We start from the raw sequence: 13,876 nt of genomic DNA, 5'->3' as shown, positions 1-13,876 counted from the left end.
CCTGCCTCACCCGAAAACGGCCGTGACAAGATCGAGGAGCCCGCGTTTCGTGTCCGCATCGTCGCTGAGCGGCTCAATCATCGCGGTCAGAATGGCCCGCTCAATCGGCATCCCGCCCGCAATCAGCGTGGCGGCATAGACCACGAGGCGGGTCGAGACCCCTTCTTCGACGTCCTGCCCCTTCATAGCGCGCAGTTTATTGGCCAGCCGGACAAGCGGTTTGACGCGCTCTTCGGAGAGGCCGCTTTCCTGTGCGACCACGGGGATTTCAAGCTCCGGCGCGGGAAAATCGAAATCGAGCGCGAGGAATCTTTGACGGGTCGAGGGTTTGAGGGTTTTCAGAATGTTCTGATAGCCGGGGTTATAGGAGGCCACGAGCATGAAGCCCGGCGCGGCCGTCAGTTCCTCCCCCGTGCGGTCAATCGGCAGGATGCGCCGGTCGTCGGTGAGCGGATGCAGCACCACCGCCACGTCCTTGCGCGCTTCGACCACCTCGTCGAGATAGCAGATCGCGCCCTCGCGCACCGCCCGCGTCAAAGGCCCGTCGACCCAGATGGTTTCGCCGCCCTTCAAAAGGTAACGCCCGATGAGATCGGCGGCGGACAGGTCGTCATGACAGGCCACGGTGTAAAGCGGGCGGCCAAGGCGCGCGGCCATATGGGCCACAAAGCGGGTTTTGCCGCAGCCCGTCGGGCCTTTGAGCAGCACAGGAAGATCATGGGCGGCGGCGGCTTCGAAAACGCTGACCTCGTCACCCTGCGGGAGGTAGAAAGGGGCGGCTGCCGCCCCTTCGCCTTGTGTGATGTTCGCGACTTTCATTGCTTTTACTCCGCGGCGATATGGTCAGGGTCGCTCTCCAGTCGGCGTTTCTCGACCGGACCGGGCGTGACGATTTCACGACGCGGCGCGAGAATGGCGTAGATGAAAAGCAGAGCGCCAAGAACCACAGCCACACCGGAGCCGAAGCGCATCACATAGAAGATCCAGAGTTGATCCTGCACATCCATGAAATACTCACCGTTCACCCGTTGCAGGTGGGTTTGCACCGTGCCAGCAAAGGTCAACGTGAAGGTCATGAACAGCATGCCACCTGACATCAGCCAGAAAGAGGCCATGTTGAGCACCTGGTTATAGGGATCGCGGCCCCGCAATTGTGGCATAGCATAGGTGATGATCGCCAGATTGAGCGCCACATAGGCACCGAAGAAGGCGAGGTGCCCATGGGCGGCGGTAATCTGGGTGCCGTGGGTGTAGAAGTTCACCCCATGCAGCGTATGCAGGAACCCCCAGACGCCGGCGCCGAAGAAGGCCAGAACCGCGCAGCCCAAGGACCACAGAAGCGCGGCTTTGTTCGGGTGATCGCGACGGCCTTTCCAGACCATGACAAAGGCAAAGGCCATCATTGCAAAGAACGGAATGACTTCGAGCGAGGAGAAGATCGACCCGATCCACTGCCAATAACCCGGCGTACCGATCCAGTAATAGTGGTGGCCGGTGCCCAGAATGCCCGAGAACAGGGCCAACGCAGCGATGACATAGATCCATTTCTCCACGACTTCACGATCCACGCCCGTGAGTTTGAGCATCAGGAAGCCGAGAATACCCGCCATCACCAATTCCCACGTACCTTCGACCCAAAGGTGCACGACATACCACCAATATTGTTTGTCGAGCGCGAGGTTGGACGGGTTGTAGAAGGCGAAGAGGAACAAAAGCGCCAGCCCCCAAAGCCCCAACAACATGATGTTGGTGATCGCGGTCTTGCGGCCTTTGAGCACCGTCATGGAGATGTTGTAGAGGAAAATCAGCGCCGCAACGACGATGCCCGCCTTGACCCAGCGCGGTTGTTCAAGGAACTCGCGGCCTTCTTTGCCCAAAAGGAAATTCCCTTCGAACAGGTTGAAAAAATAGGTCACAACAACTCCCAGAGTCCCGAGAATGAAAATCCCGAGCTGGATATAGGCCAGCGCCGGCGAGTGAATCTCGCGCTCACTTTCCTCCGGAATGAGGTAATAGGCCGCACCAAAAAAGCCCAGAAGCAACCAGACGATCAGCGAATTGGTGTGCAGCATCCGCGCGATATTGAACGGCAGGATTTCCGACAGGAAATTCCCGTCAACATAGATCCAGCCCATGATGAGGCCCATCGTCACCTGAACAGCAAAGAGCGCCATCGCGGTCAGGAAATAGGCCAGAGCGATTTTTTGAGTTTGATATTTCATGAATTTTTCTCCTCAGCCCGCATCATTCGGGGGCCAGTCCTGCGCCCGAATCGTGTCCGTCCAGAGCAGGAAGTCGCTGAGCGCGCGATATTCTTCGTCGGTCAGTTCGAAATAGGGCATCTGACGGCGCCCCTCGATGCCCGTAGGCATGGCCATCATCCAGCCTTTGAGGCCTTCGAAGGCCGCTTCGGGGTCGTCCGTCACACCCCAGCGTGTCATCACATTGCCGAGCTCAGGCGCGAAATAGGCTCCTTCTCCCAAGATCGTATGGCAATTGACGCAACCGTGTTTTTCCCAAAGATGCTTGCCCTCGACCACTGAGGCGGTGAGGGTTTCGGCATCCGTCGATGTGTTCCGGATATAGATGTGGCTATGAACGGATAGCCCCAGAAAGATGAAGATGAAGAACAGGGAACCGCCGTAAAATACGTTTCGGGCCATGCTCTTCGTCATGACTTCTCGCATGACGCTGTCTCCTTGGCTGAGCGATTGGATGCCCTCTTGTGACCCATGTCTCGTCCGCTCTCCTTAACGAAAGTCAATCCTGGGCTTTGGGCCCTTTTGGGGGCGCGTGAGGATACGCCTACGACTCCTTGGGCGGAGGGCCGACCGGGGGGCGCGGCGGACGCGGCCGGGTCAGGATCGGCCAAAGCGCACCTGTGCTGAGCGCAAAGGCAAAGCACCAGATCAGACCGGAGACCAGCACAAGCGGCGTGTAAAGCCCACCGACATCCATCCCGCCCAACCAACGCAGCACCGCGGCAACGGGCAACAAAACATAAGCGGCGATAACGCTCTTAGGGGCCACAAGCGGTCGCCCGGAATGTCCCAGAGACGCGCGGGACATGACGGAAATCGTCATCCCACCCACGCCACCCACGGCCAGAAAATGCAGCGCCGCGATTTCGTTTCCAAGACCCGAGACAGCCAGCCCCCAGAGCAAGAGACCAAGACCAACCGCGCCATAGGACAGGTGCAGCGTCCAGAGAATCGGCTGCGTCCATTGAAAGCGGTTGTGCCATTTTGCGACCCGAATCAGGGTAAACAGCCCGGCGGTCACAAAAATTACAACAGCGACCAGCGTGTCAGGGGCAACAAGTTCGACCACGGGAAACGCAATGGCCAAAAGAATCGCCATCGGCGTGAAGATTTTCGGCTCAGTGGGCTCCCTCGTATCAATCCCGGCGCGATGCATCGCATTGCGGGTAAACGCGGGCGCAATGCGCCCACCTAAAACGATGATCATCGCCGCAAGTGACAGCACCCCAACCCTGAGCCCGATCCCGGCATGTCCAGGCATGAGGCCGGTCCAGTCGAGTTGGACAAGACCATCCCCGATCCAGAACAGGGTCAGAAAGATCAGAAAAACCAGATTTTGCAGCTTCGGCTTGCGGATCAGCTGCGTGGCGATTTTGACGCCAAGAAACGGCGCGAAAGCCAAGTCCACCACGGCCACCGCAGCAAGCGGCAACAGGTCGATATAAAACACCGCCACACGGCCCAAAAGCCAGATCAGAGCCCCCGCGCCGATATAGACATGGCGGGCGGCCTTGGCTCCGGTCCAGTTTGGCACAGCAGTCAGAAAGAATCCTGCCAAGGTCGCTCCGCCATAGCCGAAGACAAGCTCATGCGCATGCCAATCGGTCGGGGTGATCCGGTCCGGTGTCAGGGAGAGACCGCCGAAATAGGCAAGCAGCCAGATCGAAAGAGAAATGAGGGCGAAGAGTACCGCGCTCAGAAAGAAAATGCGGAACCCTTCGCCCAGTAACAGTGAGAACATCCGTTTCATCACTGGGATCCTGTTTTTATGCGCGTCAAAGTGTTTTTTTCAAATTTGGTCTGCGAGAGCCTTAACAAAAATCAAGGAGAGACGATCACGTAGACGTGAGGGTGTCCTCGGCCTCACCAGCTAACGGAGAAACGAGATGTTCACCCGAGCCACCACTCTAAAGCACATGTTGCTTGGGACGGTTGCCTTGGTCTTTGCCGGCACCGTCACGCCCGCTCTCGCCCAGGACAATTCCCACGCAAGCGATCCTGCTGCAGCCTATGAACCGTCCATGACCACGCTTGCCGAGATCAATGTGGAACTTCCGGGCAAAAAACCGGGCGATCCTGTCATGACGCAGGAAGAATTCCAGCTTGGTACTGAAATTTATTTTCAACGCTGCGCCGGCTGTCACGGCGTTTTGCGCAAAGGGGCAACCGGCAAGCCGCTGACCCCCGACATCACCCGTGAACACGGGTATGACTATCTCGAATCGATCCTGACCTATGGCTCTCCGGCAGGTATGCCCAACTGGGGGACCTCGGGGGAACTGACCGAGGAAGAGATCAACCTGATGGCCCGCTACATCCTGCTCGACCCACCGGCCCCGCCGGAATGGGGCATGCCAGAGATGAAAAACAGTTGGGAGGTCGTGGTTGCGCCCGAAGATCGGCCAACCGAAAAAATGAACGACATCGACATCGAAAACCTGATGTCCGTCACTTTGCGCGATGCAGGTCAAGTCGCTCTGATCGACGGCAACACCTATGAAATCCGGTCGATCATCGACACCGGTTATGCGGTGCATATTTCGCGAATTTCCGCATCCGGCCGTTATCTTTTCGTGATCGGGCGCGATGGTCTGGTCAATATGATCGACCTTTGGATGGAAGAGCCGAATACAGTCGCGAAGATCAAAATCGGCATGGAAGCGCGATCTGTTGAAACGTCGAAATTCGAGGGCTACGAGGACAAGTTCGCTGTCGCCGGGGCCTATTGGCCGCCGCAATATGTGATCATGGACGGCGACACGCTTGAGCCACTGAAAATCGTCTCGACCCGCGGCAACATCTATGACGAACAGACCTACCACCCGGAACCGCGCGTTGCCTCTATTCTGGCCTCGCATTTCCACCCGGAGTTCATCATCAACGTCAAGGAAACCGGCAAGATTCTCATGGTCGACTACTCCGATCTGAAGAACCTGAAAACGGTGGAAATCGAAGCCGAACGTTTCCTCCATGACGGTGGTCTCGATAGCACGCACCGCTATTTCCTTGTGGCGGCCAACGCTCGTAACAAGATCGCTGTTGTGGATACGAAAGAGGGTAAACTGACCGCGTTGATCGACACAGAGGGCCAAACCCCGCATCCGGGGCGTGGCGCGAACTTCGATCACCCGGTATTCGGGCCGGTTTGGGCCACCTCGCATCTTGGCGGCGAATCCATCGCTTTGATCGGCACAGACCCCGAAGGTCACACGGAACAGGCCTGGCAACTGGTCGACAGTTTCTACGGTCTGGGCGGCGGTTCGCTATTTATCAAGACCCACCCGAACTCCGATCACCTCTATGTCGATGCCCCGCTGAACCCGGATGCGGAAATCACTTCCACTGTGGCCGTGTTCAACATTTCCGAGATGGATGGCGATCGCGAGACCGAAGAAGACTATGTCACCCTGCCGATCGGCGAATGGGCTGGCATCGCAGATGGTCAGCCGCGTGTCGTGCAACCCGAATATAACAAACAGGGCACCGAGGTCTGGTTCTCCGTCTGGAATGCCAAGGACAAAGAAAGCGCCATCGTGGTTGTTGATGACGCCACATTGGAACTCAAATACGTGATCAAGGACGAGCGCCTCATCACGCCCACCGGCAAGTTCAACGTGCTGAACACGCAAAAGGACATCTACTGATCCCAAGCCCCAGGACCTGGCGCTTTCAGGTGTCAGGTCAAAGCCAGTCGCGATCCCCCATCGCGGCTGGCCTTATGTTTGACCGCTTCTCGGATAACGCAGACCCAAGTGACTTTTATCAATGCGCAAGGCATCTCGCACCGGCACTCTACGACTATGAAAGTGTCAGGTCTCAAATCCGGGTTATTGATGTGTGCCACAATTCTGGTCGCTCATGCACCATTGCCCTCCAGGGCCGAGACACAGAGCACCGATGGGCAATGGCGTGCTGGCGTCGACCACGGCACACTGGTCATATTCGCTCAGGACGAAGTGGCGGCATTCCATCGTCGTTCCCTCATTGCCCGTGATGGCCACACATCTCAGAGTGCAGCCATTCTGGCACATGGTGATCCTTTTGGGTTCGTGCTGGCGCTGGAAGATGCCCCCGAGCTGTGGTTCATCGCGCTGGATCCCGATGCCGGTCCCTTTCATCAGGGTTTTGTGCATTCCTATATCGCCGGAATGGAAGAGAGCCTTGTCTCCGAGGCTGAGCGCTTTGCCCGGATGCGGATCGACCTGACCGCTCCGCTTGTTGCGCTACGGCCCGATCCAGAGGACCGCTACGCCATCGAGGGGCTGCGCGCAGATCAAAGCTGTGTCCGGGTTCATCTGATTGCCAAACGCGAAATCGGCCCCTGTCTGATAGGAGACGTCCCATGACCCGCCCCCCTTCACAAGATCTCTTTCCTCACGCCCGCTGGTCTCGGCGTAAAATCGCCCTGGTGCTCTACCCCTTCGCAGCCGCCGCCGTGGCGATTAACCTGTTCATGCTTTCGCTGATGTTTCAGGCCCTCGGCCTGACAGCCCTGCCCCCGGTCTGGGCGCTTTTGCTGTCGCTACCACTGGGCTTGCCCGCGACATGGGGCTTTGCGCGTTGGGTCGAACAGCTGCTGGATGAGGCGGACGACAGCTAAAGCGTTTCACAACAAAGCAAGGGCGCCCCAAAGCGCCCCAGTTTATCCGTTTTCAAAACTTGTCCGGCTTCGAAAAACTTCACCCGCTGACCGAAGCCAGATAGGCCGCCATATCCTCAGCCCCCTTGCGGTGTTTGTAAGTCATTTTCGTCTTGGCACCAGCATCACCTGTCACATCAGCCAGGAATGCCTTCGGGTCTTGAATGTAGGTCGCAATGCTCTCCTCATCCCAGACAAGTCCGGCCTCTCCCGCCGCAGCAAGCCCGTCGCCGTAGCGAAAGCCTTCATAGCTGCCAGCAGGTCTGCCAATAATGCCGTACAGATCAGGACCAGTCTTCCCGCCTTTCTGAATAGCCGTCCCGTCCTCGGCAGTGATGGCATGGCAGGCTTTGCATTTCTTGAAATCACTTTCGCCGATCGCGGGATCACCAGCATAGGCAAAAGTGGTCATCAGCGGCAGAGCGACAAGTGCAGCACTCAGGTATCGCATGAACGTGTCTCCATTTCATTTGGCTTAATTTCGCTTGGTTCAGATCATAACGCTCTCAAGACCCGCTTCCTTGACATTCCTCAAGAGCTGCTCCGCCTCGGCGTGGGACTTCGTCAGGATCAAACCCGTCGAAAGCCCGTCAGCCATTGCCGCCGAGGTGGCGCTGACCGAGACCTGCATCAAGCCGCCCTGCCTCAAACCACCATGGCGCGGGTCGAGGATATGACCTTCTCCATCCCGAATTTCCGTCCCCTGCCACGCCGATGTCGCCAGGGCCCGGTTCCGCAGGTGTTGCTGCTCGTGCTCCCCTGCAATCGTCACGGGCCAACCATCACTCTGGGGTGCGGAGCCAAGCGCCACGATCTCGCCCGTGTCGATCAGCACATCTTCGATCCCTTCGCGGCTCAAAAGGGCTGCAACCCGGTCCGCAACATAGCCCTGCGCAATGCCGTTCAACGTCAGCCTTTGTCCCGGCCCGAGGCGCACAGCGCCTACATCGAAGCTCACCCGATGGAAACCGATCACCGCACGCGCCCTCTCAATCCGGTCTTGAGCCGGTTCATGCCCCTGTGCAGCGGCCTCGGCAAAGACCTGCCAAAGCGGCTGCACCGTCGGGTCGAAACGCCCTTCGGTGACACGCTGCACCTGGCGGCACAGGGCCAGGCACTCAAGCAACTCAAAGGCCGGAGCCTGCAAATGCCCCTCCCGATTGAGGCGAGACAATTCAGACCCTCGATCATAGAGGCTGAACACCGCTTCGAGACGACGAATTTCTGCGCGGGCCATCTCGATCAGGCGCGTCGCCTCAGGGTGGTCGAGAATGATCTGAGCATCTGCGCCCAGCGCCACGCCACGCCAATGCGCAGCATGTGCCGTGGACATCGAAAGCCCGCCTGTAGCACCCAGACAGGATGCCGCCGCGATGGTCAGGAAACGTCTGCGGGTGATCTGCCGTGTCTTTTGCATGATTTAAAGTCCTTTCTGTGACGACAGCGCGTCAAGCCGCGCGCCGATGTCAGAAACCTGCTCGTCTCCGGTCTCGCCCGGCGCATTGGTGAGGGCGTCTTCGGCGGTGATCCCGTCAAAGGCTTCGATCCGTCCGCCATGTTCCCGCACGAAGGCTTCTGCGGCGACGGTGTCTGTGAAAGGCACGAACTCAGGCGCTTCCATTCCGCCACGTGCATCGGATCCAATGACGTAGACCGGGGTGCTGACCTCGACCCACGCCCCCGGAGCTTCCCAACGCGCACCGCTCATATCCTGCACATAAGTGGCGACGACCGCGTGACTTTGTTCTGGCATATTCAGATAGGCAATCGCATCGCGCACCTGACTGAAGAACAGCGGGGCGGGCATTCCCTCAAGATGAACTTGTGCTTTCGGCCCGTCATGTTCAAGCAGGTTCATCTGACAATAAAACCCCACGGCTTCCGGCGTCATCTCGACTGGCGCAGGGCCCGCGATACGATCTCCCTTGCAGCCGCCAAGTGACATGGAGGCAAAGACGGCAACACAAAGCGGCACGCACCAGGACATTTTGATTTTCGTCTTGTTTTTCATGGGATAACCCTTCCAAAGACAAACCTCGCCGCACCTGCGGCCAGAACCGGCCAGAGCAAAAGCGACGCGAGAGGTTTCCAGATCGCGATACTTGACGCGGCCCCCGCCAGCCCAGAGACGGCGCTAACCGCATCGGAAGCCGCGAGATTGTAAATACGAAACGCATCCGCGGGATTGAGCACGAGCGCCCAGGGGAAAATATCGGTTGTGAACACGCCACCATCATCGGCAACAATGGCGGCCAAAAGACCCAGATCGTAGAGCACGATGGCAATGAGCCAAAGCCCGATCACCAACGCTGCCGCTCCTGACGGACGCCGTGCCAGCGCCGACATCATATGCCCGAGCGACAGAAACGCCGCGCCCAACAGCACAGAGGTCCAGATCAGCCGCCACAAAGCTGTCAGCCCGGCTATAGCCTCGGCTCCGGACGTGGCAAACGCATAGGCCGCCGCGATGCTATAGCCGGAGAGCACCGCTATGGCGACCACGCCCAGTTGCGCGGCGAGTTTGCCCAAAAGCATCTCTGAACGGCTCAAGGGATAGGTCAGAAAGAGCGGTAGGGTGCCGCGTTCGACCTCTCCGGCGATGGCATCAAATGAGATCAAAAGCGCGATGAGTGGCACGAGATAAACCGAAAGAGAGGTCAGGCTCGCCACGGTGATCGACAAAGGATCGGCGGCAAGCGCCCCGGAACTTCCGGCACCCGCAAGCGACAGAACGAGAGAAAACAGCACCATGAGCACCACCCCGACCGCCACCCAGCGGTTGCGCAGGGCGATAGAAAATTCGATGCGTGCAGTGCTGAGGATACGACCAAACATCACGCGGCCCTCCGGCTGATATGAGCATAGATGTCATCGAGAGAGGGCGGCTGAATATCGAAATCCGCGACCCACGCGCCGTTGGCGGCAAGCCGTGCGAGGACCATCGATTTCTCCCCGGCGTTGCAGGTGAAAGACAGCGTGCCATGTCGCAGACGGGCCTCGGGGAAAGCGGAGGCAAGCGCTGCCTCTTGACCGGGCTGTGGAACCATCGACACCGTGAGCGGAAGCGCCACCCCGCGCCGAAGCTCTGTCAAGCTGCCCTCCGCCACCTGATGCCCTTTTGACAAGATGACAATTCTGTCGGTCCGGGCCTCCACCTCGGAGAGCGCATGCGAGGATAACAGGATCGCTGTGCCCTGCCCGGCCAGTTCATCGAGAATATCATAGAATTCGCGCCGCGAAATCGGATCGAGACCAGAGGTTGGCTCATCGAGCACCATGAGACGCGGCGTTCCGATCAGCGCCTGAGCAAGGCCGACCCGCTGGCGCATGCCTTTGGAATAGGTGCCAATGCGGCGTCCCGCCGCCTCCAACAGACCAACACGGTCCAAAAGCGTCTCCGCCTCTTGCGCCCGCCGACCGCGCAGGCGCAGGTAATGGCCGATCTGTTCACGCCCGGTGAGTGCCGGGTGAAAGGCTGCGCTTTCCGGCAGGTAGGACACCAAAGCCCGTGCCACGGCAGAGCCAGGCGCATGTCCGGCGATACCGATCGCACCTGAGCTTGCGGGAATAAGACCGAGCACGCATTTCATCAGCGTCGATTTGCCCGCCCCATTATGACCCAAAAGCGCTACACGTTCGCCCGCGGCGAGGCTCATGGACACATCGCTCAGGGCGGCGCTGGCCGATTTGTCATAGCGTTTAGTGAGATGCGAGAGGGTCAAAATCGTCATCGCGACCTCCTTTAGCCCAGAGCGGCGTCGCTTGGGCGAGGGTTTCATAGGGGGCTGGCACATCGGGAACTGGAGCTTGCGTCAAAGGGTGACTATCCACAACACCGCCCACCTGAGTGGCGGGAAATTGTTCCTGTGACCAGCGCACGAGTTGCACGGCAGGCGTGCCAAGCAACAGTTTCGCTGCCGGCTGCGACCAAAGAATATGGTCCATCAGGTCATTCGGGCGATAGGCACTATCGGCGCGGGCATCGCCATCGAGATCGAAGGCGACATGATCTGACCAGAAGTTGCCACGCCCTTCATAGGACCATTCGACATCTCGGGTGCCGACGTATTTCACCTGTGTCCGATTGCCGATAAAGGCATTTCCAGTGATCGTGTTGCGCTCTGATCCAGCCGTGAAATGCACGCCGATCTCGCAACCGTCAAAGACATTCTCGGCCAGCAGATTGCGATGCGAATTGTAGATGAACGTGCATTTTTCGGTGCCGCCCCTCACCAGATTGGCAAAGATATCCGATTGGTTGGTGTAGTTGAGCATGATCCCGTGATCGCGGTCCTTGATCGAGATATTGTCCCGCGCCACAATCCGGTCAGAATACATCATCGCAAACCCAAGGTGATTGCCGATGGAGATATTCCCCTCGATCGTGCTGTCGTTGGTATACATGTAATGCACCGCAAAACGCAGATCGCGCATCAGATTGCCGCGATAGGTGTTGCGTTTCGAAGTATTGGAGAAAATCCCATCCCGCCCGTAGCGGATTTCATTATTCTCGACCACAGAGCCCGGCGCATTCCAGACATAAACACCATTGCCCCGGTCGTTCATCCGCGCAAGTCGCAACCCAAGGATTCTGTTGCCCACCACCCGCGCGTCGCGCGCGCCATGGATATCGACCCCGACAAGGTTATCGCGGATGTCATTGTCCAAAATCAGCGCATTGGTGGCCTTGCGGGTCAGTTTGACACCTGCATCCATATCACTATGCGACCGTCCCGAGCCGGTGATCGTCAGATGCATAATCGTGACATCCGGCGCATCGACAGTAATCACGGATCCTGTTTCGCCCGCATCCACCACGGCGCCAGATTCGCCACTCAGCGTCATCGCCTTATCAATACGGATCGGACCGGCATAGCGCCCGGCACTCAGTATGAGATCATCCCCCGCCGAAGCCTGTGACACGGCGAGGGACAGGGCGTCCTCTCCCGGCATGACTATGATCCGCTCGGCGCAAAGCGGTGTACCGAGCATCAAAACAATCAGTAGGGAAAGGACAAACCTGTGCATGTTATGCAGGCTCCACCAACATACGGCCACGCATTTCCATGTGCAGCGCATGGCAGAACCATTGGCAATAATACCAATAGACGCCGGGTTTCGCGGCAATGAAGGTGGCCGAGGCCGTCGCCTGCGGCGCCACTTCCATAGCGACCCCATGGTTGTTGAGGGTGAACCCGTGGGTCAGGTCGTCGATGTCATCAAGGTTTGTGACATAGACAGTGACCTCATCGCCTTGTTTGACGGTGAATTTCTCCATCGCGAATTCAGGGGCCTGCGCGGACATATAGACCCGGACCTTGTTGCCGTCACGGATGACCTCGGCATGCCAGTCATCCATATCGACCCCATCCGCGATGCCTTGGTTGCGGGCATCGGCAAAGAACCGATCCTCGCGATCCCAGACAGACACCGGGTTCACCACGGAGCGGTGCACGATGATGCTGTCATGCGGTTCAGCAAACGTCGGACCGTCATGCACCAGTTCCAACTCTTCGCCGTTGATGGAGAACAGCTGTTCGTTTTCAGGCTTGAGCGGGCCGACGTTGAGGAAGCGGTCTTTCGAGAATTTATTCATCGAAATATACCATTTGCCATCCGCCTCAAGGGTTTCGCCCATGGAGGTCGAGTTGTGGCCAGGCTGATAATGCACGTCCTTCTTGGTCAGGATCGGATCGACATCCTCGCCATTATAGGCCCGCACCGCCTTGTCGATGTTCCACATTACCACCTGGCTGTCCAAAAACAGCGTGGTCAGGGCATTGCCCTTACCGTCGAAACAAGTGTGAAGAGGCCCAAGACCCAGTTCAGGTTCCGCCACAACGACAGAGCGCGGTTCGGCGTTGTCATAGAACACGGCATCGAGTTTGCGCACGTCGATCACCGACACCGTTGGCGACAGCTTGCCGTTGATACAAAGATGGATTTTGTCCGGTGCCATGTTGCAGCCGTGCGGGCTGTTGGGGATCGGAATGTAGCGGGTGTAGTTCTTGTTCTGCCCCTTGCGCCCGTCAATGACCTTCACGCCGTTCATCTCGGTGTAGTCGCCAGCAGCAAGACCCTTTTCGATCTCTTCGATGTTGAAGACAACGACATGATCCATCTCGGCTTCCATCATTTCGGCCAGCGTCATGCCCATTTCCGAGTTATAGGAGGTCGAGAAGGCATATTTGCCCTCATAATCCGCATCACAGTTGTCGAGGTTGCCGGACACGATCACCTGCCAGGCAACCTGCATTTCATCGGCATCGACAGCGGTGAAGAAGTTGACGTATTTTTCCGGTTCATCGAGCACCGAACCGTCATTGACCATCGGCGTTTCGTCCTCGCCATTGGCAAAGACATAGTTGGTGCGCGGCCATTTTTGTGGACGCAGACCGTGGATCGCCTTGGCGTTCGGAATTTCGAGGATCTTGTCGCATTTCATAACATCACACCGGATACGGGCTACGCGGGTGTTGGCCTTGTCGTTCATGAACAGAAAACGGCCATCGTATTTGCCTTCGGTGAAGGACATGTGAATGTGATGCAAATCGCCGTTATCATGCACCTTTTTGCCCTGCGCCTCCAAATAGGCCTTGGTCTCCGGCAACATGTTTTCGGTCAGCACCTTGAGGCTTTCATTGGTCGAGCCCCAGCCCGTGGCCGAGCAGCGGTTAAAGACCGGCACCCGCATGAATTCGCGCATCGAAGGGATGCCGAGAATGCGCATTTCACCGGTCTGACCCGAGGACCAGAACCCGTAATATTCATCAAGCTCGCCCGGGCCGGGAATGGCCGCGCCATGGCCCGATTGCGCCATAGCCGATCCTGCACCCGCAGCCGTCAAAGCCGCAGTGCCCCCCAACAGGCCAAGTCGTCCGCCTGCCCCCCCAATAAATGCGGCCCCTGTCGCCGTTGCGCCCATAAAGCCGCGCCGGCTCAGTCCTTTTTTCTTCATCTCAGACATGGTTTTTCC

At 58.1% G+C, this 13,876-nt stretch carries 14 protein-coding genes; 3 read left to right on the top strand and 11 right to left on the bottom strand.

Annotated features, from left to right (window positions below; all coding sequences use genetic code 11):
• Positions 1-6 precede the first annotated feature (6 nt).
• The 4 genes from AC2IR1_RS11335 to AC2IR1_RS11320 all read right to left on the bottom strand — a co-directional run bounded on the left by AC2IR1_RS11335 (position 7) and on the right by AC2IR1_RS11320 (position 4,011).
• The gene (locus AC2IR1_RS11335; RefSeq protein WP_486472075.1) at positions 7-819 is read right to left on the bottom strand and encodes an AAA family ATPase; all 813 of its coding nucleotides are present in this window, start codon (positions 817-819) and stop codon (positions 7-9) included.
• Positions 820-824: 5 nt separating this feature from the next.
• Positions 825-2,222 carry a cbb3-type cytochrome c oxidase subunit I gene (locus AC2IR1_RS11330; RefSeq protein WP_486472074.1) on the bottom strand — a complete coding sequence of 466 codons (1,398 nt, stop codon included), beginning with the start codon at positions 2,220-2,222 and terminating at the stop codon, positions 825-827.
• 12 nt (positions 2,223-2,234) lie between these two features.
• A complete protein-coding gene (locus AC2IR1_RS11325; RefSeq protein WP_486472073.1) occupies positions 2,235-2,687 on the bottom strand; it encodes a c-type cytochrome in 453 nt (150 codons plus the stop codon).
• A 118-nt stretch (positions 2,688-2,805) separates the two neighbouring features.
• Complete coding sequence (locus AC2IR1_RS11320; RefSeq protein ID WP_486472072.1) at positions 2,806-4,011, bottom strand: NnrS family protein; 1,206 nt, start codon at positions 4,009-4,011, stop codon at positions 2,806-2,808.
• Between the two features lie 136 nt (positions 4,012-4,147).
• Between AC2IR1_RS11320 and AC2IR1_RS11315 the strand changes: the two genes are divergently transcribed.
• The 3 genes from AC2IR1_RS11315 (at position 4,148) to AC2IR1_RS11305 (ending at position 6,861) form a co-directional block, all read left to right on the top strand.
• Positions 4,148-5,905, top strand: coding sequence for a cytochrome D1 domain-containing protein (locus AC2IR1_RS11315; protein ID WP_486472071.1), 1,758 nt, complete (start codon positions 4,148-4,150; stop codon positions 5,903-5,905).
• Between the two features lie 108 nt (positions 5,906-6,013).
• Positions 6,014-6,607 carry a hypothetical protein gene (locus AC2IR1_RS11310; RefSeq protein ID WP_486472070.1) on the top strand — a complete coding sequence of 198 codons (594 nt, stop codon included), beginning with the start codon at positions 6,014-6,016 and terminating at the stop codon, positions 6,605-6,607.
• The gene (locus AC2IR1_RS11305) at positions 6,604-6,861 is read left to right on the top strand and encodes a hypothetical protein (protein ID WP_486472069.1); all 258 of its coding nucleotides are present in this window, start codon (positions 6,604-6,606) and stop codon (positions 6,859-6,861) included. The genes AC2IR1_RS11310 and AC2IR1_RS11305 overlap by 4 nt, the downstream gene beginning before the upstream one ends.
• A gap of 79 nt (positions 6,862-6,940) precedes the next feature.
• Here the strand turns inward: AC2IR1_RS11305 and AC2IR1_RS11300 are convergent, their stop codons facing one another.
• From AC2IR1_RS11300 to nosZ, 7 genes are read right to left on the bottom strand one after another with little or no spacing between them, the layout of a single operon-like run.
• A complete protein-coding gene (locus tag AC2IR1_RS11300) occupies positions 6,941-7,351 on the bottom strand; it encodes a c-type cytochrome (RefSeq protein WP_486472068.1) in 411 nt (136 codons plus the stop codon).
• Between the two features lie 39 nt (positions 7,352-7,390).
• The gene (locus AC2IR1_RS11295) at positions 7,391-8,317 is read right to left on the bottom strand and encodes an FAD:protein FMN transferase (RefSeq protein ID WP_486472067.1); all 927 of its coding nucleotides are present in this window, start codon (positions 8,315-8,317) and stop codon (positions 7,391-7,393) included.
• Positions 8,318-8,320: 3 nt separating this feature from the next.
• Entirely contained in the window at positions 8,321-8,911 is a 591-nt protein-coding gene (locus AC2IR1_RS11290) for a nitrous oxide reductase accessory protein NosL (protein ID WP_486472066.1), read from the bottom strand.
• Positions 8,908-9,735, bottom strand: a complete 828-nt coding sequence (locus AC2IR1_RS11285; RefSeq protein ID WP_486472065.1) for an ABC transporter permease — start codon at positions 9,733-9,735, stop codon at positions 8,908-8,910. Before AC2IR1_RS11285 ends, AC2IR1_RS11290 begins: the two co-directional genes overlap by 4 nt.
• Positions 9,735-10,631, bottom strand: a complete 897-nt coding sequence (locus AC2IR1_RS11280) for an ABC transporter ATP-binding protein (protein ID WP_486472064.1) — start codon at positions 10,629-10,631, stop codon at positions 9,735-9,737. The genes AC2IR1_RS11285 and AC2IR1_RS11280 overlap by 1 nt, the downstream gene beginning before the upstream one ends.
• Positions 10,600-11,928, bottom strand: coding sequence for a nitrous oxide reductase family maturation protein NosD (locus AC2IR1_RS11275; protein WP_486472063.1), 1,329 nt, complete (start codon positions 11,926-11,928; stop codon positions 10,600-10,602). The genes AC2IR1_RS11280 and AC2IR1_RS11275 overlap by 32 nt, the downstream gene beginning before the upstream one ends.
• Before the next feature lies 1 nt (position 11,929).
• On the bottom strand, positions 11,930-13,867 hold the full coding sequence (gene nosZ / locus AC2IR1_RS11270; RefSeq protein WP_486472062.1) for a TAT-dependent nitrous-oxide reductase: 1,938 nt from the start codon (positions 13,865-13,867) through the stop codon (positions 11,930-11,932).
• Between the last annotated feature and the right edge of the window lie 9 nt (positions 13,868-13,876).

This window comes from Pseudooceanicola sp. NS-SX8, from assembly GCF_057380755.1.
Note: the sequence above shows the minus strand (reverse complement) of the source record. Positions and strands in the feature narration are given on the sequence as shown.

Excerpts from the sequence above, each read along its gene's own strand:
- AC2IR1_RS11315 (WP_486472071.1), top strand. The coding sequence starts at position 4,148 with ATGTTCACCCGAGCCACCACTCTAAAGCACATGTTGCTTGGGACGGTT.
- AC2IR1_RS11300 (WP_486472068.1), bottom strand. The coding sequence starts at position 7,351 with ATGCGATACCTGAGTGCTGCACTTGTCGCTCTGCCGCTGATGACCACT.
- AC2IR1_RS11325 (WP_486472073.1), bottom strand. The coding sequence starts at position 2,687 with ATGCGAGAAGTCATGACGAAGAGCATGGCCCGAAACGTATTTTACGGC.
- AC2IR1_RS11275 (WP_486472063.1), bottom strand. The coding sequence starts at position 11,928 with ATGCACAGGTTTGTCCTTTCCCTACTGATTGTTTTGATGCTCGGTACA.
- AC2IR1_RS11285 (WP_486472065.1), bottom strand. The coding sequence starts at position 9,735 with ATGTTTGGTCGTATCCTCAGCACTGCACGCATCGAATTTTCTATCGCC.
- AC2IR1_RS11335 (WP_486472075.1), bottom strand. The coding sequence starts at position 819 with ATGAAAGTCGCGAACATCACACAAGGCGAAGGGGCGGCAGCCGCCCCT.
- AC2IR1_RS11295 (WP_486472067.1), bottom strand. The coding sequence starts at position 8,317 with ATGCAAAAGACACGGCAGATCACCCGCAGACGTTTCCTGACCATCGCG.
- AC2IR1_RS11290 (WP_486472066.1), bottom strand. The coding sequence starts at position 8,911 with ATGAAAAACAAGACGAAAATCAAAATGTCCTGGTGCGTGCCGCTTTGT.
- AC2IR1_RS11330 (WP_486472074.1), bottom strand. The coding sequence starts at position 2,222 with ATGAAATATCAAACTCAAAAAATCGCTCTGGCCTATTTCCTGACCGCG.
- AC2IR1_RS11305 (WP_486472069.1), top strand. The coding sequence starts at position 6,604 with ATGACCCGCCCCCCTTCACAAGATCTCTTTCCTCACGCCCGCTGGTCT.
- nosZ (WP_486472062.1), bottom strand. The coding sequence starts at position 13,867 with ATGTCTGAGATGAAGAAAAAAGGACTGAGCCGGCGCGGCTTTATGGGC.
- AC2IR1_RS11280 (WP_486472064.1), bottom strand. The coding sequence starts at position 10,631 with ATGACGATTTTGACCCTCTCGCATCTCACTAAACGCTATGACAAATCG.
- AC2IR1_RS11320 (WP_486472072.1), bottom strand. The coding sequence starts at position 4,011 with ATGAAACGGATGTTCTCACTGTTACTGGGCGAAGGGTTCCGCATTTTC.